The organism is Micromonospora sp. DT227 (assembly GCF_049841835.1).
In the GTDB taxonomy this organism is placed as follows: domain Bacteria; phylum Actinomycetota; class Actinomycetes; order Mycobacteriales; family Micromonosporaceae; genus Micromonospora.
Genome location: NZ_JBNCLA010000003.1, coordinates 56,308 through 80,914 on the forward strand (window position 1 = coordinate 56,308; position 24,607 = coordinate 80,914).

Genomic DNA, 24,607 nt, shown 5'->3' on the forward strand with positions numbered 1-24,607 from the left:
GAACGCGGGACGAATGGCACGGGAGGATGAGCGAAGTGAGCCAGGAGACCGGCACCACAGCGGGCGCGACGGGCGGAACGGGACGTTCGGCCGGCCCGCTCGACGAGGTCGACCGGCGGATCCTGCGCGAACTGGTCGCGGACGCCCGGCTCTCCATCCGGACGCTCGCCGACCGCGTGCACGTCTCGCGCACCAACGCGTACGCCCGGGTGGAGCGGCTGCTGCGCGACGGCGTGCTGACCGGCTTCACCGCGCGGGTCGCGCCGGAGCCGGCCGGGCTGGGCACCTCGGCGTACATCGCGCTCACCATCGAGCAGAACACCTGGCGGGAGGTCTCCGCCGAGCTGGCCCAGGTGCGCTACATCGAGCACGCGGCGCTGCTCAGCGGCGAGCACGACGTGCTGGCGCTGGTCCGCGCGCCGGACAACGCCACGCTGCGCGACGTGGTGCTGGACCGGGTGCAGAGCATCGCCGGGGTGCTCTCCACCCGCACCTGGCTGGTCTTCGAGGAGTTCGACGGAACACTGAGCCCCTGGGCCTGACGGCTCACCGCTCCGGCGGCGGCTCCAGGCCCTCGCGGTCGGCCAGCTCCAGCAGCGGCGCCAACGAGTGCCGCCGACCGTCCAGGCCGGCGTGCGGGTCACCGCGGTCGGCGAACCGGGCCGGCATGCTGAGCACGTCGAAGTCCTCCGGCCGGGCGTCGTCCAGCTCGGCCCAGTCCAGCGGCGCCGACACCAGCGCCCGCGGCGTGGGCCGGATCGAGTACGCGGACGTCATGGTATGGTCGCGGGCCATCTGGTTGTAGTCGACGAAGACCGGCCGGTCACGCTGGTCCCGCCACCAGGTGGTGGTGACCAGGTCCGGTCGCCGGCGTTGCATCTCCCGGCCGAGCGCCAGCACCGCCCGCCGGCACTCGCCGAAGCTCCACCGCGGCTCGATCGACAGGTAGACGTGCAGTCCCCGGCCGCCGGTGGTCTTCGGGTACCCCTCCAGGCCCAGCTCGGCGAGGAACGCGCGCACCTCGTGGGCCACCGGCACCACCTGGGCGAACTCCACGCCCGGCATCGGATCCAGGTCGATGCGCAGTTGGTCGGGGTGCTCCACGTCGGCCGCCGACACCGGCCACGGGTGGAACCGCAGCGTGCCCAGGTTCGCCGCCCAGATCACCACCGCCAGCTCGCTCGGCGCCACCTCGTCGGCGGTCCGTCCGCTGGGGAACGTGATGTGCGCGGTGCGCACCCAGTCGGGCGCCCCGGCCGGCAGCCGCTTCTGGTAGAACGCGTCGCCCCGGTTGGTCTGCCGGGTGGCGATCGTCGCGCCCTCGAACACGCCGCGCGGCCAGCGTTCGAGCATGGTGGGCCGGTCCCGCAGCGCGCGCAGCACGCCGTCGCCGACGGAGAGGAAATACTGCACCACGTCCAGCTTGGTCAGCCCGCGCTCGGGAAAGTAGGGCTTGTCCGGGCTGGAGACGCGGACCAGCCGCTCCCCCACCCGGATCTCCTCGGCCGCCGTGGTCGCCATCCCACCCACCGTAGGGCACCGGCCACCGTCGCGCGGGCATCCGTCAGGTGATCAGCAGGATCCCGACCACGATCAGCGGCACCGAGACGAACAGGAAGATGCCGACGCCGGTGAGCACCCGGCCGCCGCCGCCGTCCTCCCGCTCCGGCGCCAGCCCGAACGTGGACCGGGCCGGCAGCATGCCGATCCGGCTCAGCGTCAGGTCGCCGGTCATCCCGATCACGGCCCCGACCAGCAGGAACGCCACGCCGACCCGATGCACGAAGTCGCCGCCGCTGACCGCCACCCAGACGCCGACCGCCACCGTGATCGCCGCCACCGCGACCACGAAGAGCACAAGCGCCTCCCGCAGGCCCTGCACCACCGTCGACATGCACACCTCCCCGGCCGGGCCGCCCGACCCGGCGACATCTTGCCGGATCGATGCGCGCCGCGCTGCCCCGTCGTCCCGTACTTCTGCCCGGCTGAGCCGGCGCGGTTACCCGCGCCGGGCGTCGGGTACGGGGAGCCGCATGGCGGAGTTGGCAGCGCTCTGGATCGTCCGGCACGGTGAGAGCACCGCGAACGTCGCGGCCACCGCGGCGGAGACGTCCGGCGCCGAACTGATCGACCTCACCCACCGGGACGCGGACGTGCCATTGTCGCCCACCGGCGAGGAGCAGGCCCGGGCCACCGGCCGGTGGTTGGCCGGCCTGCCCGCGGAGCGCCGGCCCGAGGTGGCGGTGGTGTCGCCGTACCTGCGCGCGGTGCGCACCGCCGAGCTGGCGCTGGCCGGCACCGGGGTGCCGATGAGCCGCGACGAGCGGCTGCGCGACCGGGAGCTGGGCATCCTCGACGGGCTCACCGGGCACGGCGTGCGCCGGCGCCACCCGGAGGAGGCACGGCGGCGGGACCGGCTCGGCAAGTTCTACTACCGCCCGCCCGGCGGCGAGTCCTGGACCGACGTGGCGCTGCGGCTGCGGGCCCTCCTCGGTGACCTGCGCCGCGACCACGAGGGCGGCCGGGTGCTGCTGTTCGGGCACGACGCGCTGGTCTTCCTGCTCAGCTACCTGGTGGAGGGGCTCACCGAGACGGAGCTGATGGCGCTCACCCGCGAGCACGTGATCGCGAACTGCTCGGTGACCGGCTGGCGGGCCGACGACGCCGGCCGGCTCGCGCCGGAGATGTTCAACGACGTGACCCACCTGCACCGGCAGGGGGCGCGGCCCACCCGGGAGGACGAGGTCCATGCCGAGCCGGTCTGACGTGATCACCCCCGCGCTGCTGCGGGACTGGGCGCTGCCGGTGCCCTCCGGCGGCAAGGAGGCGCGCGGCACGGTGCTCGTGGTCGGCGGTTCCCGGTTCACGCCCGGGGCGGTGCTGCTGGCCGGTGTCGCCGCGCTGCGCGCCGGCGCCGGCGTGCTCCAGCTCGCCGCCCCCGAGTCCACCGCCACGGCGCTGAGCATCCAGGTCCCGGAGGCGCTCGTGGTCGGCCTGCCGGAGACCGGCGAGGGCGCGGTCCGGGGCGACCCCGGCGACCTGCTGGGCGGCCTGGTCGCCGACGCGGACGTGGTGGCGGTCGGCCCCGGGCTGACCGACATCGACGCCACCCGGGAACTGCTGCGCCTGGTGCTCGACACGGCCGACCGGGAGACCGCCCTGGTGCTCGACGCGTACGCGCTCGGCGCGCTCAGCCACGAGCCGGACCTGCTGGCCGGCTCCGGCCGCAGGGTGGTGCTCACGCCGAACCTCACCGAGGCCCGCCACCTGCTCGGCCGGGACCCCGGCGACGACCTCGACGCCGAGGCGGTGGAGCTGGCCGGCCGGTACGACGCGGTGGTCTCGCTGTACGGGCACATCGCCACCCCGGACGGCCGGGCCTGGCGGGAGGAGAGCGGCGACGCCGGGCTGGGCACCTCCGGCAGCGGCGACGTGCGCGCCGGGCTCCTCGCCGGGCTGCTCTCCCGCGGCGCCGACCCGGCGCAGGCGGCGTGCTGGGCGGCGTTCGCGCACGCGGTCAGCGGGCAGCGGCTGGTGCCCCGCTACGGCCGGATCGGCTTCCTGGCCCGTGAGCTGCTCGACGAGATCCCGTACACGATCGCGACGGTCTGACGGCCGAGCCGCGGCGACGAGGGTGTGTGTAACACCACACGACATCCGCGCGCTGAGCCGGTGAAGGGCGTGCAGTCTGCGCGTCCTCCACCGGATCGGCCCCCTGGGAGTACGTGTGAACAACCTTCGTCGCAAGACACTGGCCGCCGCGTCCGCCGTGACGCTCGGCGCCGGTCTCGCCGTCACCGGCGGCCTGGCGCCGGCGGCAGCCGCCGGACCGGAGACGTCGTACCTGGTCCTCGCCCCGCAGGGCGCCACCACCGGCAAGGCCGCCGCCCGGGTGGCCGCCGCCGACGGCACCGTGGTGGCCGCCTACGACCAGATCGGCGTGCTCGTCGCCCGCTCGACCAACCCGGACTTCGCCGCCCGGGTGGCCGGCGCGGGCGTCGAGTCGGTCGCCTCCACCGCCGGCCTGGGCACCGCCCTCGACGAGGGCGAGACCGTCGAGGTCCCGGCGGCGCAGGTCGCCGACGCCATCGGCGACCCCACCCGGGAGCCGCTCTACGGCCAGCAGTGGGACATGGACATGATCCACGTCCCGCAGGCCCACGCGGTGACCACCGGCCGCCCGGACGTCGTCGTCGGCGTCCTGGACAGCGGCATCTCCAGCACCCACCCGGACCTGGCGACCCAGATCGCCAAGGAAAAGAGCACGTCCTGCATCGGCGGCGTCACCGACACCACCGAGGCGGCGTGGAACCCGACCAACAGCGACCACGGCACGCACGTGGCCGGCACCATCGCCGCGGCGATCAACGGCGTCGGCGTCACCGGCGTCGCGCCGGGGGTCAAGGTGGCCGCCGTCAAGGTGGTCAACAACGACGGCTACATCTTCCCGGAGGCCGCGGTCTGCGGGTTCCTCTGGGCCGCCGACCACGGGATGCGGCTGACCAACAACAGCTACTACATCGACCCGTGGGAGCTGAACTGCCGCAACGACGCGCGGCAGCGCCCGGTGTGGCAGGCCGTGCAGCGGGCGATCCGCTACTCGCAGTCCAAGGGCGTGCTCAACGTGGCGTCCGCCGGCAACTCGAACTACGACCTCGCCCACAAGATCACCGACACCGGCAGCCCGAACAACGGTACGCCGGAGGAGCGCGAGAACCTGACCAACGCCTGCCTCGACCTGCCGGCCGAGGCACCCGGCGTGGTGACCGTGGCCGCGGTGGGCCCGACCGGCGCGAAGAGCTACTACTCCTCGTACGGGCAGGGCGTGATCGACGTGACGGCGCCGGGCGGCGACACCCGGTTCCGGACCCAGGGCGCGCGTTCCACGTCGACCGACGGCATCCTGTCGACCACCTTCAACACCGTCACCCGCACCAACGGGTGGGGCTACAAGCAGGGCACGTCGATGTCCGGCCCGCACGCCACCGGCGTCGCGGCGCTGGCGCTGTCGGCGCACCCGGGCATGACCCCGGGCCAGCTGTCGTCGTTCCTGGAGCGCACGGCGACCGCCAAGCCCTGCCCGGTGGGCGTCTACAACCCGGTCCCGCTGATCCCGACGGGCCCGAACGCGTACGACGCGACCTGCTCCGGTGGGGCGCGTAACGGGTTCTACGGCGCCGGCGTCGTCGACGCGTACACCGTGGTGAAGTAACCCGGCACACCTCGCGGACCGGGCCCGGCACGATTGCCGGGCCCGGTCTGTTTGTCCTGGTCGGACGCCGGGTAGGGGGGCCAGATCAGTCGACCTAGGAGGTAACCCGGTGTCCACCGACGCGATCGTCCTGCTCAAGGAGGACCACAAGGAGATCCGCCGCCTGTTCAAGGCGTTCCAGGACGCCGAGGACGGGCCGGCGAGCCGACGCGGGAAGGTCGTCACGCAGATCCTCGAGGCGCTGACGGTGCACACCTACCTGGAGAACGAGGTGATGTACCCGGAGGTCCGCAAGCTGGTCCCGGACGTCGAGGACGACATCCTCGAGTCGTACGAGGAACACCACGTGGCGGACGTGCTCTGCCTCGAACTGCACGCCATGGACGCCGACGACGAGCGGTTCGTGGCCAAGACGACGGTGCTGATGGAGAACGTGCTGCACCACGTCGAGGAGGAGGAGCAGGAGTGGTTCCCGAAGGTGCGCGAGGCGCTCGGCCGGAACCAGCTCCAGGAGATCGGCCAGCGCATGCTGGACCTGCGGCCGACGGCGCCGAAGACGCCGACCGCCCCGAAGGCGCTGAAGAAGGCACGCGACGCCGTGGACGCCTGACGCGCAGGTGAGAAGGGGCCCCTTCTCGACGCGAGGCGTTAAGAAGGGGCCCGTCCTTACCCCCGGGGCGGGCGGCTAGGATCGGCACGGGCCGTGACTGGCGCGTGGAGATGGAGCACCATCGGGGAGCGGCCTCATCATGAGGACGCATGCCGAGCGCCTGGGCCTTCCGCACGTCACCAGGAGGTCGCATGTCGCACAACGCCGAGTCCACCGCCTTCCGCAGCGCGCTGGAGGTGATCCGCGCCGTCGAGCCGCGGGTGGCGGACGCCATCTCCGCGGAGCTGGCCGACCAGCGCGAGTCGCTGAAGTTGATCGCCAGCGAGAACTACGCCTCCCCCGCGACGCTGCTGGCGATGGGGAACTGGTTCAGCGACAAGTACGCCGAGGGCACCGTCGGGCGCCGCTTCTACGCCGGCTGCCAGAACGTGGACACCGTCGAGGCGCTCGCCGCCGAGCACGCCCGGGAGCTGTTCGGGGCCGCCCACGCGTACGTGCAGCCGCACTCCGGCATCGACGCCAACCTGGTCGCGTTCTGGGCGATCCTGGCCGACCGGGTCGAGTCCCCCGCGCTGAAGAAGGCGCAGAAGCGCCAGGTCAACGACCTGACCGAGGCGGAGTGGTTCGCGCTGCGCCGGGAGCTGGGCGACCAGCGGATGCTCGGCATGTCGCTGGATGCCGGCGGCCACCTCACCCACGGCTTCCGGCCGAACATCTCCGGCAAGATGTTCGACCAGCGCAGCTACGGCACCGACCCGGCCACCGGGCTGATCGACTACGACAAGGTCGCCGAGGCGGCCCGGGAGTTCCGGCCGCTGATCCTGGTCGCCGGCTACTCGGCGTATCCCCGGAAGGTCAACTTCCGGATCATGCGGGAGATCGCCGACTCGGTCGGGGCCACCTTCATGGTCGACATGGCGCACTTCGCCGGGCTGGTCGCCGGCAAGGTCTTCACCGGCGACTTCGACCCGGTGCCGCACGCGCACATCGTCACCACCACCACGCACAAGTCGCTGCGCGGGCCGCGCGGCGGCATGGTGCTCTGCGGCCCGGAGCTGGCCGACCAGGTCGACCGGGGCTGCCCGATGGTGCTCGGCGGCCCGCTGCCGCACGTGATGGCCGCCAAGGCGGTGGCGCTGGCCGAGGCGCGGCGCCCCGACTTCGCCGACTACGCGTCTCGGATCGTGGACAACGCGCAGGCGCTCGCGGACGGGCTGCTGCGCCGGGGCGCGTCGCTGGTCACCGGCGGCACCGACAACCACCTGGTGCTCATCGACGTCTCCGGCTACGGCCTGACCGGCCGGCAGGCCGAGCAGGCGCTGCTGGATTCCGGCATCGTGACCAACCGCAACGCCGTCCCGCAGGACCCGAACGGCGCGTGGTACACCTCCGGCATCCGGATCGGCACGCCGGCGCTGACCACCCGGGGGCTGGGCGCCGCCGAGATGGACGCGACCGCCGAGCTGATCCACACGGTGCTGGACCGGACCACCGCCGGCACCGGCCCGGACGGCGCCGCGTCGAAGGCGAAGTACGTGCTGGACCCGGCGGTGGCCGAGTCGGTCGGCAAGCAGGCCGCCGACCTGCTCACCCCGTTCCCGCTCTACCCCGAGGTCACCCTCGGCTGAGCCGCTGTCACCCGGCAGGGGCCGGCACCCGGCGCGGGTGCCGGCCCCTCGCCGTCAGCGCAGCGGGCGCTTGAGGTGGTAGCGGTGCACCTCGGTGCTGCCCTGCACGTTGTTCACGTCCTCGGCGGCGGTGACCAGCTCCCAGCCCTCCCGGCCGACGCGGTTGAGGTGCGCGACCGCGGTGTCGCCGTACGCGGTCACGTCGGTGCGGGACCCGTCCGGGCCGTACCAGACGAACGAGACGTGGAAATTCCGGCCCTGCCCCTGATAGCGGCGGACCAGCAACGCGTACTCCCAGGCAACCATCCGTCCATTATCAACGGACACCGGGTCGCCGGGAACACGGGTGGTGCCGGAACCACGACCCTGCGGCGTCAGGCCGGCGCGCCCACCGCGGCCGTGGTGTCCGCGACCAGCGCCGCGAGCCGGTCCAGGCCCACGTCGATCTGCGCCGGAGTGACCGCGCTCACCGACAGCCGCAACGCGTTCACCGGTGTGCCGGCGTCGTAGAAGTGCGCCATCGGGGTCCAGAGCACGCCGTACTCCCGGGCCGAGCGGTGCAGCAGCGCGTCGTCGACCGGGAACGGCACGGCGACCACCACGAAGAAGCCGCCGGCCGGCACGGTCCAGCCCACCGGCCCGCCGGCCGGGAAGCGGCTGGCCAGGCCGTCGACCAGGTGGCCAAGGTTGCGGGCGTACGCGGCCCGCTCCCGGACGTTCGCGGCGACAAGTGAGCAGTCGTGCGCCAGCAGCGCGCCGCCGATCACCGCCTGGCTGATCGGGGACGTGTTCACCGTGACCATACTCTTGATCTTGGCGAGCTGGTCGGCGAGCGGGCCGACCGTGCCGTCCGCGCCGCCCACCCGCTGGTCGGCGACCACGTAGCCGACCCGTGCGCCGGGCAGCACCGTCTTGGCGAACGAGCCGAGATAGACCACCCGACGCACGGTGTCGAGCGCCTTGAGCGTGGGACGACGGTCCACGCCGGCGGCCGGGAACAGGCCGTACGGGTTGTCCTCGATCAGCAGCAGCTCCTCCTCGGCGGCCAGGTCGAGCAGCCGGCGGCGCTGGGCGGTGTCCATGCTGACCCCGGACGGGTTCGCGAAGTCCGGCATCACGTAGCAGGCGCGCGGGCGCAACCCCTCGGCGCGGGCCCGGCGCACCCCGGCCCGCAGGTCGGCCAGGTCGACGCCGTCCGGGCCGCCGACAACCGGACGCACCGGCAGGTCGACCAGGCGGGCCGCGCCGGTCAGCCCGACGTACGTGGGCGCCACCGCGAACAGCACGTCGGCCGGGTCGGCCCGCAACGCGCGCAGCACCAGGAACATCGCCTCCTGGCAGCCGACCGTCACCACGATCGTCTCCGGGTCGACGGTGAGCCCCTCGTCGACGGCGAGGTGCCGGGCGATCAGGTGGTGCACGATGCCCTTGGTCCGGCCGTACTGCAACAGCGTCCGGTCCACCTGGGCCGGGCTCAGCCCCAGGTCGTCGGCGAGGTGCGCGCGGAACCGGTCCAGGTGGTCGGGCAGCAGCGCCGAGTCGAAGAACTCCTCGTACGGCCGACCGGCGGCCAGCGACACCGCGTCGGGATAGTGCTGCGCCACCTCGTTGAGGAAGTTCATCGAGTTCAACGCCGGGTCGCCGACGCTGCCGTGCAGCGCCTCGACGGTCAGGTCCACCGGTTCCACGTCAGGCTCCGATCCGGGTGCGCAGCCGCCGGGCCGAGGCCGGGTCGGGGCAGCCGCTGAGGATGAGCGCGTCCCGCAGCTCGGCGGCGAGCAACGCCAGGGCGGCCTCGGCGCCGGCCCGGCCGCCGGCCGCGAGCGCCCAGAGCAGCGGCCGGCCGACCAGCACGCCGGCCGCGCCGAGCGCGAGCGCGCGCAGCACGTCGACGCCGCCGCGGATGCCGCTGTCCAGCAGCACCGCGCACCGCTCCGCCACCGCGTCGACCACCTCCGGCAGCACGCTCGCGCTGGCCGGGGCGGCGTCGAGCTGCCGGCCGCCGTGGTTGGAGACCACCACCGCGTCCACGCCGGCGTCCGCCGCGCGGACCGCGTCGCGCGCGTCCAGGATGCCCTTGACCAGCAACGGCACCGGGGTACGCGCGCGCAGCCAGGCCAGGTCCGCCCAGCTCACCGCCGGGGCGAAGACCGCGCCGGTGTGCGCCGCCACCGCCGAGACGCCGGGCGTGCCCTGGTGGGCCAGGTCGTCCCGACCGCCGGGCAGGTTGGCGGCGGTGACGTGCGCCGGCAGCGTGAAGCCGTTGCGCACGTCGCGCAGGCGCCGGCCGAGCACCGGCACGTCCACGGTGAGCATCACCGCCGCGCAGCCCGCGCCCAGCGCCCGGTCCAGCAGCTCCGCCACCAGGCCCCGGTCGCGCAGCCAGTAGAGCTGGAACCACACCGTTGCGCCGGCCGCGGCGATCTCCTCGATCGGCGTGCTGGACAGCGTGCTGGCCACGTAGGGCACTCCCGCCGCGCCGGCCGCCGCCGCGAGCGCCGGCTCCCCGTCGGCGTGCAGCAACCGCTGGTACGCCATCGGCGCGACCGCCACCGGCAGCGCGGCCCGGCCCCCGGGCAGCGTCGCCTCGGTGCTCGGGGTGTCCACGCCGGCCAGCATCCGGGGCAGCACGGCCACCCGGTCCAGCGCGGCCCGGTTGGCGGCCAGCGCGGTCTCCGCGCCGCTGCCGCCGTCGACGAAGTCCCAGACGTCGGCCGGGAGCACCGCCCGGGCCAGCCCGGCGAAGTCGGCCAGGCTGGCCGGCGGCACGAAGGCCGGGGCGGGGTCAGCCACGGTCGGTCCCGACCGGGGCCCCGGCCGACGCCGGGTCGAGGCCGAGGTGTGCCCGCAGGAACGCGGCGACCCGGTCCTGGGCGTCGCGGCCGGCGTCGAACACGCCGGGCATGGCGAAGAAGCCGTGGATCATGCCCGGGTAGTCGGCCGTCTCGGTCGGCACGCCGGCCCCGCCCAGCCGCTCGGCGTACCGCGCGCCCTCGGCGCGCAGCGGATCGTGCCCGGCGGTCACCACGAGCGCCGGCGGCAGGCCGGACAGGTCCTCGGCGAGCAGCGGCGAGGCCAGCGGGTGGGACGCGTCCGCCGGGTCGGCGAGGTAGTGGCCGCGGTACCAGTCCACCGAGTGCCGGTTGAACAGCAGCGGGTCCTCGTCGTCGGCCGGGCGACGGCCGGGACGCTGGTCGGTGTTCGGGTAGACAAGCACCTGGGCGGCGAGCCGGGGTCCGCCGTCGGCACGGGCCAGCAGCGTCACCGCGGCGGCCAGGTTGCCGCCGGCGCTGTCCCCGCCGACCGCCAGCCGGCCCGCGTCGATCCGGAACTCGTCGGGGTGCGTGGCCAGGTGGCGCAGCGCGGCGTGGCAGTCCTGGACCGCGGCCGGGAACGGGTGCTCGGGGGCAAGCCGGTAGCCGACCGTCACGGTCTGACAGCCGGCGAGGTTGACCAGCCGGCGGCAGATCCCGTCGGCGGTGTCCACGCTGCCGAGCGTCCAGCCACCGCCGAAGAACCAGACCAGCGTGGGCAGCGGACCGTCGCCGGCCGGCCGGTGCACCCGCACCGGCAGCGGCCCGGCCGGGCCGGGCACCTGGCTGTCGCGTACCTCGGCGACCGGCTCGACCGCGCCGCCGCCGGCGCGGATCGCGGCGAGGTCGGCGGCGCGGGCCTCGGCGAGGGTCTGGGTGTAGAGCGGCACGGCGCCCGCCGTCGCCCGGGCGGCCCGCCACGCGACCACCTGTGGATCGAGCGTCATCCGGCCTCCCCGGTGGTGACGAAGAGCTTGTCGATGCCGCGCAGGAAGAGGCTGCCGCTGTAGGTGTACGGCTGGGTGACCGCGAGTCGGGGGAAGCGGGCGAACAACCGGGGCAGCGCGATCCGGCCCTCCAGTTTCGACACCGCCGAGCCCAGGCAGAAGTGCAGTCCGACGCCGAAGGCCAACGACGGTGGGCCGTCCCGGTGCGGGTCGAAGCGGTCCGGGTCGGGGAAGCGGGCCGGGTCCCGGTTCGCGGCGGCGATCAGCAGCAGCACGTTGTCGTCGCGGGCCACCGGCACGCCGTCCAGGTCGGCGTCGGCCGGCGCGGAACGGGCCAGGAAGTGCACCGGGCTCTCCATCCGCAGCACCTCGTCCACGCAGCCGCGGGCGAGCGCGTCGTTCCCGGGCAGCGCGGCGGTCACCTCCGGATGGTCGAGCAGCAGCGGCAGGCCGTTGCTGAACATGTAGACGGTGGTGACGAAGCTGGCGTTGAAGAGCACGATCAGGTTGCTGATCAGCTCGTCCTCGGTGAGGTCGACACCGCCCGCGTCGAGCACCTCGACCAGCCCGCTGATCAGGTCCTCGCCGGGGGCCCGGCGGCGGTGGGCGATCAGGTCGCGGTAGTAGGCCCGCAGTTCCTCGGCGGCCTGGTTGGCCCGGGTCAGCCGCTCCGGGGTCTTGCCGGCGACGTCCATGTACTCGTCGATCCAGTCGACCCGCTGCCGGTACCAGGCCAGATCGGCGGCGGGCAGGCCGATGAACTCGGCCATCACCAGCGCCGGGACCGGGTACGCGAAGTCGGCGACGAAGTCCACCTCGGTGCCGTCCGCGCCGGCCTCGGCCATCGCGTCCAGGCGTTCGGTGACGATCCGCACCACCACCGGCTCCAGCGCGCCCAGCCGGCGCGGGGTGAACGTCTTGGCGAACACCGCGCGCATCCGGGTGTGGTCCGGCGGGTTGACGAACATCATCGAGGTGAGGAACGTCCGCAGGATCTCCTGTTCCTCCCAGCCGGGCGGGAAGCCCTTGTACCACTCCGGATCGCGCAGGATCCGGTCCACCACGTCGTACCCGCCGGCGACGGCGGTGACGGTGCTGTGCTCGGCGCGGGTGGGAATGGCGTTGATCGGCCCGTGCGCGTGCAGGGCCGCGTAGTAGGGATAGGGGTTCTGCCGGCCCTGTTCGCTGTACAGGCCGGTCAGGATCTCACTGACGTCCACGGCGTTCTTCCTCCCCAGGAAAAGGCGGCGGGGGCGGCCACCGTGTCGACGCCGCCCCCGCCCGGTGTCACAGCCCGAGCAGCCGCAGCGGGACGGCGTTCGCCATCGCCTGCGCGCCCGCGTCGTTCGGGTGGATGTGGTCCCCGGCGTCGTACGCCGGCAGCAGCCGGCTGGGCTGCGCCGGGTCGCGCAGCACGGCGTCGAAGTCGAGCACGCCGTCGAACTCGGCCCGGCCGGCCCCGCGCAGCCAGGCGTTGACGGCGTTGCGGGTGGCGTCCTTCTCCTCGGTCCACACGCCCGGCCCGCCGTTGCCCTCGTACGGCGTGATGGTGCCGACCAGGCTGGTCAGCCCGCGCGCCTTGACCTGCTGGTTGAGCTGGCGCAGCGAGGCGATGATCGCCTCGGCGCTGTCGCCGTTCATCCAGATGTCGTTGATGCCCAGGTGGGTGATGACGGTCCGGACGCCGGTCTGCGGGAACACGTCCTCGTTCAGTCGGGCCAGCGCGTTCGGGCCCAGCTCGTAGTAGCCGGGGAAGCCGCCCGCGCCGGGCTCCGGGCCCTCGTGGTTGAGCCGGTTGCCGGCCAGGCTGAGGTTGAGCACGCCCGGCGTACGGACCTCCGGGCGGGCGTCGATCAGCCGCGCGGCGAGCAGGTCCGGCCAGCGCTTGTCGGCGTTGACGGTGCTGCCGTTGCCGTCGCCGATGGAGTCGCCGAGCACCACCACCGAGCCCGGCGCGACCTTGCGCTCCACGTCGATGCCGGAGAGGAACATCCAGCAGCAGTTCGGCTTGATGGTGAAGCCGGCGCCGCCGGCCGCGGTGGTCAGGTCCGTGGCGCCGATGAAGTTGGTGACCCGGGACTGGCCGTGGAACGTGACCGGTCCGGTGAGCACCGGGAAGTACAGGGTGACCACCAGGTCCTCCTGCTCGGCCACCGGGTAGGACAGCGGGTCGCTGAGCAGTTCGGCGCCCTTGCTGATGGTGGCCGACGTGCCGCCGGTGAACGTCAGTTCCCGGACGCTGGCCGGGTCGACGTCGGACAGGTCGTCGGCGGTGGCGGTGTTCGGCCGGGCGACCGTGGCGTGCCCGACCTTGACGGCCTGCTCGCCGTAGAGGTTGGTGAGGCGGACCCGCAGGCGCGGACCACCCACCGTGGTCTGCACCGTCATCCGGATGCTCTGGTCGCTGAGGCCGGTGTTGGTCAGCCCCACGGTGTTCCCGCGGGTCACCGCGGCGGCCCAGCTCCCCGCCCACTCGGCGCGCCCGTGCCCGGCGCGGTCGGTGTCGGTGGGGCCGGCGCTCGCGGTGACCGCCGGGGTGCCGGCGATCAGCAGCGTTGCGGCGGAAGCTATGACGTGCCATCTCTTCGGGGTCGGCATCGATCCTCCATGTTCGGCAACCCCGGGCGCGGCGCGGTCGGCGCCACCTGCCCGGGCGATGGACCGGAAACTAGCCGCCGCTGGTGACGAGCGTCAATCAACCTGATCGACATGATCAAATGCCCGCGGGATGCCGGGCCCCGACGTTCGGCTCTGTCCGCCGTGGACCGCCGCTGCCTAGGCTCGGAAGCGGCGGCGGTGCGGTCGCCGACCCGGCACCCGCCGTCCGAGTACCGGCCCTGACCTGGGCCGGGCGCCGCTCGCGGACAACGATGGGGGCTGCCCGATGACCGACCGGCCGAACTACGTGCACGAGGCGCTGGAGCTGTTCGCCGGGTTCGGCGACCGGGAGGCGTTGGTCGGCGGTGACCGCCGGCTCACCTACCGGCAGGTCGCCGCCGAGGTGCGCGGCCTGGCCACCGCGCTGCGCCGGCACGGCGTACGCCCCGGCGCGGCGGTGCTGGTGATGCTCGGCAACACGGTCGAGGGCCCGCTGCTGCACCTCGCGTTGCACCTGCTCGGCTGCCGCGCCATGTGGGTCGCCCCGGTCACCTCCCGCCGCGAGATCGACGAGTTCGTCGCGCTGGCCGCGCCGGAGGTGTTCGTGCACGATCCCCGCGATCCGGAGTCCGGGCAGGTCGCGGCCGGCCTGGTCGGCGTACCGGTGCGGTGTCTCGGCCCCGGCGGCGCCGGCCCGGACCTCACCGCGGGCGGCGACGGCGACGACCCGACCGACCTGCCGGCCTCCGGGCCGGCGCCGGAGTCGTTCCTCCAGACCAGCGGCACCACCGGCACGCCGAAGCTGGTGCACCACCGGGAGAGCTTCTACCGGCAGGTGCTGGTGCTCGCCGCCGGCATCCGGTCCGCCGGAATCCCGCTGCTGCGGCACCTGTCGCACTCCCCGATGTGGCTGGCCAGCGGCCAGATCACCACGCTTGTCAACCTGTTCACCGGCGGGGTGCTGTTCCTGCGCGAGCGGTGGGACCCGGCGGCGTTCGTCGCGACCGTGGACGCCGAGCGGTTGACCTCCACGTTCGTCACCCCGCCGATGCTCTACGAGGTGCTCGACCATCCCGACCTGCCGGGCGCCGACTTCTCCGCGATGGTCATGTTCAACGTGGGCGCCGGGCCCGCCGCGCCGGCCCGGCTGCGCCAGGCGATCGCCCGGTTCGGCCCGTGCCTGCGCATCGTCTACGGGCTCAGCGAGGCGGTGGTGATCTGCGCGCTGCCCGGGCTCACCGACGATCCGGAGCACCCGGAGCGGCTGCGCTCCTGCGGCCGGCCGTACGGGGACGTGACCGTCGAGATCCGCGACGCCGACGGGCGGGTGCTGCCGGCCGGCGTCGACGGCGAGGTGTGGGCCCGGACGAAGCTGAGCTTCGCCGGCTACCACGGCCAGCCGGAGCTGACCGCCGAGACGCTCGTCGACGGCTGGGTGCGCACCCGCGACATCGGACACCTCGACGACGACGGTTTCCTCTACCTGGTCGACCGGTTGCAGGACCGGATCCTCACCCGGCAGCGGAGCTGGCCGATCTACTCCCGCCCGATCGAGGACGTGCTCGCCGGCCACCCCGAGGTCCGGGCCGCCGCGGTGATCGGGGTGCCGGACCCGGTGGCCGGGGAACTGCCGCACGCGTACGTGGTGCCGGCGCCGGGCGCGTCGGTCACCGGCGACGACCTGATCGCGCTGGTCGTCCGGGAACTCAGCGAGACCTGGGCGCCCGGCGCGGTGGAGTTCGTCGACGCGCTGCCGCTGAACCGGTCCGCGAAGGTCGACAAACGGGCACTGCGGGCCCGGTACGCACAGGAGCACCCGGCCGGCGCGGACCCGATCGGCAGTCCGGCGTGAACCCGCGCCGGGAGTTGTACACCCTGGTCGGCGCCGACCTGCTGTCCAACCTCGGCACCCGGATCTCGGTGGTGGCCATTCCCTGGCTGGTGCTGGAGACCACCGGCAGCCCGACCCGGATGGGCCTGGTGGCCGCCGCGGAGACGCTGCCGTACATGCTCTCCAGCGCGCTGGCCACGCCGTGGGCGGACCGGTTCGGCGTCCGCCGTACCTCGATCTTCGTGGACGCGGCCAGCGCGGTCGCGATGGCGGTGGTGGCGCTCGCGCCCTGGCTCGGCTTCGGCACGCTGCTGGTGCTGGTGGCGATCGCCGGCGGGCTGCGTGGCATCGGCGACCGGGTGAAGCACGTGTTGTTCAAGCCGGCCGCCGAGCGGGCCGGGGTGCCGCTGATCCGGCTCACCTCCGCCTACGACGGGCTGGCGCGGGGCATGACGCTGTTCGGCGCGGTGCTGGGTGGGCTGCTCATCGACTGGGTGGGGCTGACGCCGGCGATCTGGATCGACGCGGCCACGTTCGCGGTCTGCGCGCTGCTGATCGGGGTGCTGGTCCGGCCGCCCGCGCCGACGCAGCCGGCGCCCCGGGAGCCGTACCTGCGGGCGCTGCGCGGCGGCTTCGCGTACCTGCGTACCGACCGGACGCTGCTGGTCATGCTGATCGTGGTCTCCGCGTCCAACATGTTCGCCAACGCCAGCGTCGCGGTCTGGATCCCGCTCTGGGTCAGCCAGGTGCTCGGCGACCCGGCCGGGTTCGGGCTGCTGCTGGGCGTCTTCTCGGCCGGCGCGTTGCTGGGCAACCTACTGTTCACACTGGTCGGCACGCGGCTGCCCGGCCAGGCGGTGTTCGCGCTCGGGTTGGCGCTCAGCGGCGCGCCCCGGCTGCTGGCGCTGGCGCTCAGCGAGGACCTGGTGGTGGTGCTGGTGGTGACGTTCCTGTCCGGGATCGGGATCGCGGCGGTGAACCCGCTGCTCGGCGCCGCGCTCTACCAACGGGTGCCGGCGGCGTTGCAGACCCGGGTGCTGGGCATCTCCGGCTCGGTGGCGTTCCTCGGCCTGCCGGTGGGCGCGCTGCTCGGCGGCTGGTCGGTGGCGCTGTTCGACCTGGGTCCGGCGTTGCTGGTGATGTCGGTGGCCTGCCTGGTGCTCACCGTGGCCCCGCTGCTGTTCCTCCGCTCCGGCGCCGGCCGGCCGGCGCCGGAGCCGGTCGCCCCCACCCCGGCCTGACAGCCGGTGTCGGAGCGATCGCCACGCGGCGGCGAGCACCGCCTCTCCTCGGGACCGCGCAGGCATGCGTGAACCGCTACTCTCTGGCTGCCGCGGGCGTCGCCGGCGGACAGTGACACGGGGGAAGTCGAGGTACAGCAAAGTATGAGCGTCATCCGAAAGCGTCGCACCCGGAAGATGGCGGCGTTCGTCGCCGTGGCTCTGTCGGCAAGCCTGATCGGCGGCGGGGCCGCGCGCGCGGTCAGCGGCGTCAGCCCGGTGCCGGCCGGCAGCTACTCGTTCACCGCGAAGATTCAGAGCGACCTGCGGGCCTGCTCCGCGGTGCTGGTCGCGCCGAGCTGGGTGATGACCACCGCGAGCTGCCTGACGGAACCGGGCCAGCAGCTCGTCGCCGGCCCGCCCAGCCGACGCACCACCGTCACGGTCGGTCGAACGGATCTGAGCACCACTGCCGGCCACGTCCTCGCCGTCACGGCCGTGCTCCCCCACCCGACCCGCAACGTCGCGCTCGCCCAGGTGGAGAAGCCGGCGGACGGGGTGCCGCCGGTCGCCGTCGGCGCGTCCGCCGCGCCGGGCGAGGAGCTGCTGGCCGCGGGCTTCGGCCGGACCGCGACCGAGTGGGCGCCGGACAAGCTGCACGCCGGCACGTTCGCGGTCACCGGCGTCAGCACCGACACGCTCACCGTCGACGGCAGCGCCTCGGCCGCCAGCCTGTGCCGGGGCGACGCCGGTGGGCCGCTGCTGCGCACCGGCGCCGGCCAGCCGCAACTGGTCGCCCTGCACGACACCTCCTGGCAGGGTGGCTGCCTCGGCGAGACCGACACCCGGCGCGCCGCGACCGAGGTGCGGGTGGATGGTCTGGCCCCGTGGATCGCGGCGAGCACCAGCAACAACAACTACGTGGCGCTCTCCCCCGGCGGGCTCCTGCTGGACACCCGCACCGGCACCGGCGCCCCCGCCGGGCTCCGCGGCGCGAACAGCACCACCGACTTTCCGGTCCTCGGCGTCGGCGGGGTCCCCGCGGCGGGCGTCTCCGCGGTCCTGGTCGACGTGACCGCGGTCAGCCCGACCGCCAACACGTTCCTGACGGTGTTCCCGACGGGCTCCACCCAGCCGGCCACGTCGTCGCTCAACGCGTCGGCTGGTGAGATCGTCTCGACGACCCAGGTGGTGCGTCCGGGCCCGAACGGCCGCGTCTCGGTCCACAATCCCGCCGGCAACGTCCACGTCGTCGTGGAGGTGCACGGCTACTTCACCGCCGGGGCGGGCGGCGGGCTGGTCGCCGTGCCGCACACCCGGGTGGTCGACACCCGCGACGGCACCGGCACCACCGTCGGCAAGATCCCGACCAACGGATCCCGGACGTTCACGTTCACCGGCGGCGTCGTCCCGAGCGGCGCGACAAGCGTGTTCCTGGACGTGGCCGTGGTCGGTTCGACGAGCGCCAGCTTCCTGCGGGCCTACCCGGAGGGCGGGGCCGACGCGACCAGCGTGCTCGACTACGTCAGCGGGGTCACCTCGCAGGGCGTCGCGGTCAAGCTCTCCTCCGCCGGTCGGGCCACCTTCTTCAACAAGGGCCCGGCGGTCGACCTGGTGATCTCCGTGCAGGGCTACGTGACCGCCGCCGCGTCGGGTGGCGCCGAACTGCGGCCGGTCCCGGCCCTGCAGGTGGTCGACACCCGGGCCAACGGCGGCACGCCGATGACGGCGCGGGGGGCCCTGTTCGTCAACCTGACCGACCCGGTGGGCATCTCGCCGGACGCGATGGGCGGCGCCCTGCTCTCGGTGACCACGGTGGGCCCGACCGGCTCGGGTTACCTGACCGTCGAGTCGGGCGCGGGCCCGTTCGCGACCACTCCCGACGGGCCGGTGGTGACCAGCCAGTCGGTGGCGAACTTCGCCGCCGGCCAGATCGCACGCACCACGATGGTGATGGTCAGGGTGAACGACGCCGGCCCGCGCTACGCGACCAGGAACATCCGGATCCTGAACGTCAGCGGTGGCACGACGCATGTCATCGTCACGCTGCACGGCTGGTTCAACCGGCCGCCGACCGCCTGAGCGGCCGCACGACAGGCGTCCGCCGCCCCGACCGTCCGATCGGTCGGGGCGGCGGACCGCTTTCCCCGTCCCGACCGCTCGGCTAGCCTCCCGGTCATGTCATCGACGTTGACCGAGGCCACGGATCCCTGGTGTCTGCGCCCCGGCGAGGCCGCCGACCTGCTGCGCGACCATCCGTGGCACCGGTTCGTGGTGCTCGGCGACAGCGTCGCGGAGGGCCTGTGCGAGCCGCTCGACGGCTACCCCGACGTGCAGTGGGCCGACCGGGTCGCGGCCGAACTGCGGGCGGTGCGCCCGGAGCTGGCGTACCTCAACCTGGGGCGGCGCGGGCTGCGGGCGCACGAGGTGCGGGCCACGCAACTGGCCGACGCGCTGGCGTTCGGGCCGGACCTGGCGCTCGTGGTGTGCGGTGGCAACGACGCGTTCCGGCCCGGCTACGACCCCGACGCGGTCGACGGGGAGCTGGCCGCGATCATCACCGCGCTCCGTGACGCCGGGGCGGACGTGATCACGGTGGGCATGTTCGACGTCTCGCACAGCCCGGCGGTGCGGGACACGCTGCGGGCCGGGCTGGGCGCGCGGATGCGCCGGCTGGCCCGGCACACCCGCGCGGTGGCCGAGCGCCTCGGCACGCTGCACGTGCACCTCACCGACCATCCGCTGGTCGCCGACCCCTCGCTCTACAGCGGCGACGGCCGGCACGGCAGCGCCCGCAGCGATGCCGTCGCCACCGCGGAAACGCTCCGGATCCTCGCCACCCACCACACCCGTCGTCGGTAGGGCGACGCCCGCCACCGGTGACGGGCCGGTTCCGCGAACACCGTCGGCCGATCGCCCGGGCCGGCCCCGGCCCGTCCCGGAGCGGCCGGGCCGACCACCGAATGATCGGGCTCCGGCTGCCCGACCCGGCCCGACCCGGCCCGCGGTGACAACGGTGGGTGCCGCGGGCCGGCCGGCCCTCGCCGCCGCCCGTTGACCAAGGAGTCGGCGTCGGGTCCACCGCGGTACGGGACGGGAACTCCTTGATCACGTCACCGCCCGGCGGGGGCGTCCGGGGGCGGTCCGGGGCGGTCGGGGCTCAGGAGGCCGGTGAGCAGGGCACGCAGGGTGCGGGCGAACAGGTCGCCGTCGGGCGGGGTGGCGGCGCCGGCGAACGCGGCGGCCAGATGGGGGTACGCCGCCAGGTCGACGTGGTCGAACGTGACCGTGCCGGTGGCCGCCGCGCTGCGGGCGAAGAGCGTGACCACGCCGGTGACCATGCCGACCGCCTCGAACTTGGCGGCGACGCCGGCCGGCACCGGTTGCAGGATGCGCAGGCAGGCGTCGAAGTAGGCGAGCGTGTTCGGCCCGGGGGTCGCGCGCCGGCCGAGCGCGTCGGCCAGCCACGGGTGCCGCCGGTGCAGCGCGAGCTGGCGGCGGGCCAGCCGCAGGAACTGTTCGACCCAGTCGCCGTCGTCGCTCGGGTAGGGCCGCAGCTCCCCCACGCACCTGTCGACCATCAGGTCGAGCAGGTCGTCGCGGGACGACAGGTGCCGGTAGAGCGAGCCGGCGGCCATGTCCAGCGCGCCGGCCACCGCCCGCATCGACACGGCGTCCAGCCCTCCGGCATCGGCGAGCGTGACCGCGGCGGCGGCGATCTCGTCCCGGCCGTGTGTCGGGGTCGGCCCGCGGCTGCCGCGTGGCGGCCGGCTCCAGATCGACGGGCCGGGAGATCCGCCGCCGGCCGGATTCGTGGATGCGCCGCTCACCACCCCACTGTAAACTGCAAACGGCGTTCGCAGTTTCATGGGGTCGGAGGGAGCGGTCATGCAACGGATCACGGCCACGGACGGCGCGGGCATCGTCCTGCACTCCACGGGCACCGGGCCGGGGCTCGTGGTGGTGCACGGCGGCGGGGTGACGATCGCGGAGTACCGCCGGCTGGCCGCACGGCTCGCCGAGCGGTTCACCGTGCACCTCTACAACCGGCGGGGCCGGGCGGACGCCCCCGCCCGGCGCGAGCCGTACACGGTGGAGCAGGAGATCGACGACCTCGGCGCGGTGCTCGCGCACACCGGCGCCCGGTGGGCGGTCGGGCACAGCTACGGCGCGTTCGTGGTGCTGCGGGCCGCGCTGCGGCTGCCGCTGGAGCGGATCGCGGTCTACGACGCCCCGCTGCGGCTGGCCGGGCACGGCATGCCGATGGCGTTCCTCGAACCGGCCGAGGCGGCCGTCCGGGCCGGGCAGACCGCCCGAGCCCTGGCCATCGTGGCCGCCGCCGTCGACCCGCAGAACCCGGCGTCGTGGCTGCCGCTGCCGGTCCGGGCCGCGATCACCCGGCTCTTCCTGCGCACCGGGATCGGGCGCACCATGGGCGCGCTGGTCGGGATGACGCTCGCCGAGTCACGGCAGATCCTGGTGCACGACGGGCCGGCCGAGCAGTACGCCGGCATCACCGCCGACACGCTCCTGATCAGCGGCGCCCGGGCCGCGCCGTTCTTCACCGAGACCAACGAGCTGCTGGCCACCGTCCTCCCACACGCCCGCACGCTGCGCGTGCCCGGCAGCCCGCACAACGGCATCGCCGTGGCGCCGCCCGCCCTGATCACCCCCCTGACCGCCTTCTTCACCACCCCGGCCCAGGGCGGGATCAGTCGGTGAGCAGGATGCCGGACATCAGCACGCCCCGGGCCAGGTTGAGGACGCCCTCGCAGCCCGGGTAGCCGACCCGCGCCAACGCGCCGGAGGCGGTGCGGTCGAACAGGTACGGCGCGAGGCTGTACGGGACGTCGGCGGTGACCGTCTCGCCGGTCTCGATCCGCACGAAGTCCATCGCCACCCGGTCCGCCTCGTGGTAACGCTGGAGGATGTGTCCGCCCGCGTCGATCGCGGCGCGTACCCCGTCCTCCCAGGCCACCGCGCTCAGCTCCGGCCCGATCAGCACTCCGTGCCCGGCCGACCCGCCGGCCGGCTTGGCGACCAGCTCGGCCTGCTCGGCCAGCGCCCGGTCGAGCTGGTCGGCGGTGAGCGCGACGGTGTGCGGCACGTACCGGCGGACCAGCACCCGGTCGGGCTCCGGCAACAGGTCCAGGTCGGCCCAGAGCCAGGCGTAGTTCAGCTTGTTGCTGAGCAGCCAGGCGGCGCTGCTGACGAACATCGGCAGCGTGCCGGCCGCCAGCGCGCCGGCCACCGCGTCCAGGCCGGCGCCGGGCGTGACCCGGTTCGGCACGAACAGCCGGAACAGCGCGTCCACCGGGGCGCCGTCGACCACCAGCCGACGCTCGGCGTCCAGGGTGGCGGTGGCGACCGGCGCGATCACCAGGTCGATGCCGAACGGCCGGGCCTGGTCGACGAGCGGCGAGAGGATCCGGATGAACGTCTCCGGGTCGTCCAGCCCCGGATACTCCGCCTCGAAGTCCATCAGCAGCGCCACCCGCGCGCCGTCGGGCAGGCCGAGCGTGTCCCGGATGGCGACGAACCGCTGGTCCAGCAGGGACGGCGCGGGTCGGGCCCGGTCCAGCAGGCCGGCGTCGCGGTACAGCTCCGCGTACCGCTGGATCACGGTGTCGGCGTCGAAGCCGCCGCCGAGGCTGCTGTCGATGTTGTACTCCACGATGCACGGCACGCCGCCGGAGAACAGCACGTCCGGCCGGTACGCGGCCAGCAGCCCGTCGTGCAGTTCCTCGTCCGGGTCGAGCAGCCGGGTCTCCCCGTCCGGCACGTCGAGCAGCCGGCGCAGCTCACCGGCGGTGCGGGCGCGCCGCTGGCACGCCTCTAGGATGAGCTGGGCGATCCGGTCGCAGACCTCGTTCAGCTCACGGAACGCGTCCGCGGTGAGCACCGGCGGGCGGGCCAGCCGCCACCGTGTGTTGTAGGTGGCCCGGCCGTGGAAGATCTTCTCCCAGGCGCCGGCGCCGGCCGTCACCATGGCCGACCGGGTGGACTCGGGCAGGTCGGTCCACGCCGCGCCGAGCGGCGGCCACGGGTAGTTCGGGTCCATCGTTCATCCGTCCTTGAGGGTCAGTTGGATGGCGGCGGTGAGCTGGTCCCGACCGGGCTGCACGGCCCGGTCCAGGGCCGGCGCGAACGGCAGCACCGCGCCGTCGGGCCGGGTGACCCGCCGCGGCGGGGCGGCCAGCCGGACCCGCTCCACCACGGTCGCGATGATCTCCCCGGCGATGCCGCAGGACCGGTTGCCGTCGTCGACCACGACGAGGCGTCCGGTGCGGCTCACCGAGTCGACGAGTCCGTCCCAGTCGAACGGGTACAACGTGCGGGGGTCGAACACCTCCACCGACGCCTGACCGGCCAACTCCTCGGCGACCGCGAGCGCCTCGTGCACCAGGTGCCCGACCGCGACCACGGTGACGTCGTCGCCGGCCCGGCGGACCACGCCCCGCCCCAGCGGCACCGGCGCCGGGTCGGCCACGTCCTCCCGCAGGTCCAACGCGCCGGCCGGGGCGAAGACCACCACCGGGTCGTCGCAGCGGATCGCGGAGACCAGCAGCCCGTACGCGTCGGCCGGGGTGGCCGGCACCACGGTGGTCACCCCGACGTGGGCGAACAACGCGTACGGGTGGTCGGAGTGCTGCCCGGCCCAGCCGGTCCGGGAGCCGGAGCCGGGCACCAGGTAGGTGACCGGCACCGCACACTGGCCGCCGGTCATCAGTGGGAACTTGTGCGCGTGGTTGACGATCTGCTCGAAGACCAGGAACAGCAGCGACGGGATCTGGAACTCCACCACCGGCCGGGCCCCGGCCAGCGCCGCGCCGGTGGCGAAACTGGTGAACGCCTGCTCCGACAGCGGCGTGTCGCGCACCCGTTCCGGGCCGAACTTCTTCACCAGCCCGGTGGTGACGTTGGCGGCGGCCACCCGGATGTCCTCGCCGAGCACCACCACCGACTCGTCGCGGGTCATCTCGTCGGCGAGCGCCCGGGTGAGCGCCCTACGGTAGGAGAGCCGGGGCATCAGCCACCTCCGGTCCGGGCGGTCAGCCCGCTGGCGTACAGATGGTCCAGGGCGGTCGCCGGGTCCGGGTGCGGGCCGGCCAGCGCGAAGTCGACGGCGGCGGCCAGCACCGCCTCGACGGAGGCGTCGATCTCGGCCCGCGTCGCCGGGTCCAGCCGCGCGCCGGCGATCTCGACCGGGTCGCGGGAGCGGCCGTCGGCCACCTCCTGCGGCGGCCGGTAGTCGAGGCGTACCCGGTGTTCGAAGGTGTGGTGGGCGTCGAACCGGTAGGTGTGCGCCTCGATCAGCTCGGGTCCGCCGCCGGCGCGCATCCGCGCGACGGCGGCGGCTGCCGCCGCGCGTACCGTCTCCGGGTCCTGGCCGTCGACGGCGGTCGCCGGCATGCCGAACGCCTCGGCCCGCCCGGCGATCGTGCCGGCCACCGCGCCGGCGACCGGCATGGTGGTGGCGTAGCCGTTGTTCTCGCAGACGAACAACACCGGCACCCGCCAGAGCGCGGCCAGGTTGAACGCCTCCAGCAGCATCCCCTCGTTGACCGCGCCGTCGCCGAAGAACGTGGCGCCGACCAGGTCGGCGCCGCGCCGCCCGCGCCCCCCCCCCCCCCCCCGGGGGGGGGGGGGGCCCGGTCCGTACCCCGGGTCCGTCAGGTCAGTTGAAGCAGTCCTTGACGGTGTTGGCGCAGTTGGTGGGGTCGCTGTCTCTTATACACATCTCGCAG

General features: G+C 74.2%; 22 protein-coding genes, 1 pseudogene and 1 riboswitch. Of the genes and pseudogenes, 11 read left to right on the forward strand and 12 right to left on the reverse strand.

All coding sequences use genetic code 11. The annotated features are described in order from the left end of the window. Positions 1–35: 35 nt before the first annotated feature. On the forward strand, positions 36–542 hold the full coding sequence (locus tag ACLQ2W_RS12555) for an Lrp/AsnC family transcriptional regulator (RefSeq protein ID WP_107160261.1): 507 nt from the start codon (positions 36–38) through the stop codon (positions 540–542). 4 nt (positions 543–546) lie between these two features. Here ACLQ2W_RS12555 and ACLQ2W_RS12560 read toward each other — a convergent pair whose 3' ends face one another. Together ACLQ2W_RS12560 and ACLQ2W_RS12565 are read right to left on the reverse strand one after the other, a co-directional pair. Continuing rightward, complete coding sequence (locus ACLQ2W_RS12560) at positions 547–1,521, reverse strand: DNA polymerase domain-containing protein (protein ID WP_425786530.1); 975 nt, start codon at positions 1,519–1,521, stop codon at positions 547–549. A gap of 43 nt (positions 1,522–1,564) precedes the next feature. Further along, positions 1,565–1,894, reverse strand: a complete 330-nt coding sequence (locus ACLQ2W_RS12565; protein ID WP_425786531.1) for a hypothetical protein — start codon at positions 1,892–1,894, stop codon at positions 1,565–1,567. Positions 1,895–2,033: 139 nt separating this feature from the next. Here ACLQ2W_RS12565 and ACLQ2W_RS12570 point away from each other — a divergent pair, with 139 nt between their 5' ends. From ACLQ2W_RS12570 to ACLQ2W_RS12590, 5 genes are all read left to right on the forward strand, one after another. Continuing rightward, the gene (locus ACLQ2W_RS12570) at positions 2,034–2,765 is read left to right on the forward strand and encodes a histidine phosphatase family protein (protein ID WP_425786532.1); all 732 of its coding nucleotides are present in this window, start codon (positions 2,034–2,036) and stop codon (positions 2,763–2,765) included. Continuing rightward, positions 2,749–3,612 (forward strand): NAD(P)H-hydrate dehydratase, encoded by an 864-nt coding sequence (locus ACLQ2W_RS12575; RefSeq protein WP_396775020.1) that lies wholly within the window; start codon positions 2,749–2,751, stop codon positions 3,610–3,612. The genes ACLQ2W_RS12570 and ACLQ2W_RS12575 overlap by 17 nt, the downstream gene beginning before the upstream one ends. Before the next feature lie 115 nt (positions 3,613–3,727). Further along, positions 3,728–5,212, forward strand: a complete 1,485-nt coding sequence (locus ACLQ2W_RS12580) for a S8 family peptidase (RefSeq protein ID WP_425786533.1) — start codon at positions 3,728–3,730, stop codon at positions 5,210–5,212. Between the two features lie 109 nt (positions 5,213–5,321). Beyond that, positions 5,322–5,822 carry a hemerythrin domain-containing protein gene (locus tag ACLQ2W_RS12585; protein WP_107160273.1) on the forward strand — a complete coding sequence of 167 codons (501 nt, stop codon included), beginning with the start codon at positions 5,322–5,324 and terminating at the stop codon, positions 5,820–5,822. Between the two features lie 83 nt (positions 5,823–5,905). Continuing rightward, positions 5,906–5,995, forward strand: a riboswitch (ZMP/ZTP riboswitch). Between the two features lie 18 nt (positions 5,996–6,013). After that, positions 6,014–7,450: a glycine hydroxymethyltransferase gene (locus ACLQ2W_RS12590; protein WP_425786534.1), complete on the forward strand. Its 1,437-nt coding sequence runs from the start codon at positions 6,014–6,016 to the stop codon at positions 7,448–7,450. A gap of 54 nt (positions 7,451–7,504) precedes the next feature. Here ACLQ2W_RS12590 and ACLQ2W_RS12595 read toward each other — a convergent pair whose 3' ends face one another. The 6 genes from ACLQ2W_RS12595 to ACLQ2W_RS12620 form a co-directional block, all read right to left on the reverse strand. Then, a complete protein-coding gene (locus ACLQ2W_RS12595) occupies positions 7,505–7,756 on the reverse strand; it encodes a hypothetical protein (RefSeq protein WP_107160278.1) in 252 nt (83 codons plus the stop codon). 68 nt (positions 7,757–7,824) lie between these two features. Continuing rightward, positions 7,825–9,138 carry a PLP-dependent aminotransferase family protein gene (locus ACLQ2W_RS12600; RefSeq protein WP_425786535.1) on the reverse strand — a complete coding sequence of 438 codons (1,314 nt, stop codon included), beginning with the start codon at positions 9,136–9,138 and terminating at the stop codon, positions 7,825–7,827. Position 9,139: 1 nt separating this feature from the next. Further along, positions 9,140–10,243: an alpha-hydroxy acid oxidase gene (locus tag ACLQ2W_RS12605; protein ID WP_425786536.1), complete on the reverse strand. Its 1,104-nt coding sequence runs from the start codon at positions 10,241–10,243 to the stop codon at positions 9,140–9,142. Beyond that, a complete protein-coding gene (locus ACLQ2W_RS12610) occupies positions 10,236–11,210 on the reverse strand; it encodes an alpha/beta hydrolase (protein WP_425786537.1) in 975 nt (324 codons plus the stop codon). Before ACLQ2W_RS12610 ends, ACLQ2W_RS12605 begins: the two co-directional genes overlap by 8 nt. Then, positions 11,207–12,430 carry a cytochrome P450 gene (locus ACLQ2W_RS12615; protein ID WP_425786538.1) on the reverse strand — a complete coding sequence of 408 codons (1,224 nt, stop codon included), beginning with the start codon at positions 12,428–12,430 and terminating at the stop codon, positions 11,207–11,209. The genes ACLQ2W_RS12610 and ACLQ2W_RS12615 overlap by 4 nt, the downstream gene beginning before the upstream one ends. A gap of 67 nt (positions 12,431–12,497) precedes the next feature. Beyond that, on the reverse strand, positions 12,498–13,781 hold the full coding sequence (locus ACLQ2W_RS12620) for an SGNH/GDSL hydrolase family protein (RefSeq protein ID WP_425786959.1): 1,284 nt from the start codon (positions 13,779–13,781) through the stop codon (positions 12,498–12,500). A gap of 313 nt (positions 13,782–14,094) precedes the next feature. Here ACLQ2W_RS12620 and ACLQ2W_RS12625 point away from each other — a divergent pair, with 313 nt between their 5' ends. The 4 genes from ACLQ2W_RS12625 (at position 14,095) to ACLQ2W_RS12640 (ending at position 19,721) form a co-directional block, all read left to right on the forward strand. Beyond that, positions 14,095–15,660, forward strand: a complete 1,566-nt coding sequence (locus ACLQ2W_RS12625; RefSeq protein ID WP_425786539.1) for a class I adenylate-forming enzyme family protein — start codon at positions 14,095–14,097, stop codon at positions 15,658–15,660. Continuing rightward, complete coding sequence (locus tag ACLQ2W_RS12630) at positions 15,657–16,880, forward strand: MFS transporter (RefSeq protein WP_405089683.1); 1,224 nt, start codon at positions 15,657–15,659, stop codon at positions 16,878–16,880. Before ACLQ2W_RS12625 ends, ACLQ2W_RS12630 begins: the two co-directional genes overlap by 4 nt. Before the next feature lie 144 nt (positions 16,881–17,024). After that, the gene (locus ACLQ2W_RS12635; RefSeq protein WP_425786540.1) at positions 17,025–18,941 is read left to right on the forward strand and encodes a trypsin-like serine protease; all 1,917 of its coding nucleotides are present in this window, start codon (positions 17,025–17,027) and stop codon (positions 18,939–18,941) included. Positions 18,942–19,037: 96 nt separating this feature from the next. Then, positions 19,038–19,721 (forward strand): SGNH/GDSL hydrolase family protein, encoded by a 684-nt coding sequence (locus ACLQ2W_RS12640; protein WP_425786541.1) that lies wholly within the window; start codon positions 19,038–19,040, stop codon positions 19,719–19,721. A 251-nt stretch (positions 19,722–19,972) separates the two neighbouring features. On the opposite strand, the gene ACLQ2W_RS12645 is transcribed toward ACLQ2W_RS12640, so the two are convergent. Next, positions 19,973–20,689: a TetR/AcrR family transcriptional regulator gene (locus ACLQ2W_RS12645; RefSeq protein WP_425786542.1), complete on the reverse strand. Its 717-nt coding sequence runs from the start codon at positions 20,687–20,689 to the stop codon at positions 19,973–19,975. Between the two features lie 58 nt (positions 20,690–20,747). Here ACLQ2W_RS12645 and ACLQ2W_RS12650 point away from each other — a divergent pair, with 58 nt between their 5' ends. Then, the gene (locus tag ACLQ2W_RS12650) at positions 20,748–21,581 is read left to right on the forward strand and encodes an alpha/beta fold hydrolase (protein ID WP_425786543.1); all 834 of its coding nucleotides are present in this window, start codon (positions 20,748–20,750) and stop codon (positions 21,579–21,581) included. Here ACLQ2W_RS12650 and ACLQ2W_RS12655 read toward each other — a convergent pair. The 3 genes and pseudogenes from ACLQ2W_RS12655 to ACLQ2W_RS12665 form a co-directional block, all read right to left on the reverse strand. Next, positions 21,571–22,920, reverse strand: a complete 1,350-nt coding sequence (locus ACLQ2W_RS12655) for a hypothetical protein (protein WP_425786544.1) — start codon at positions 22,918–22,920, stop codon at positions 21,571–21,573. The two genes, ACLQ2W_RS12650 and ACLQ2W_RS12655, sit on opposite strands and share 11 nt — an antisense overlap. Before the next feature lie 3 nt (positions 22,921–22,923). Then, positions 22,924–23,889, reverse strand: a complete 966-nt coding sequence (locus ACLQ2W_RS12660; RefSeq protein WP_107160317.1) for an alpha-ketoacid dehydrogenase subunit beta — start codon at positions 23,887–23,889, stop codon at positions 22,924–22,926. Then, positions 23,889–24,461: pseudogene (locus ACLQ2W_RS12665) on the reverse strand (thiamine pyrophosphate-dependent enzyme); the annotation flags it as partial. The gene ACLQ2W_RS12660 and the pseudogene ACLQ2W_RS12665, both read right to left, overlap by 1 nt. Positions 24,462–24,607 lie beyond the last annotated feature (146 nt).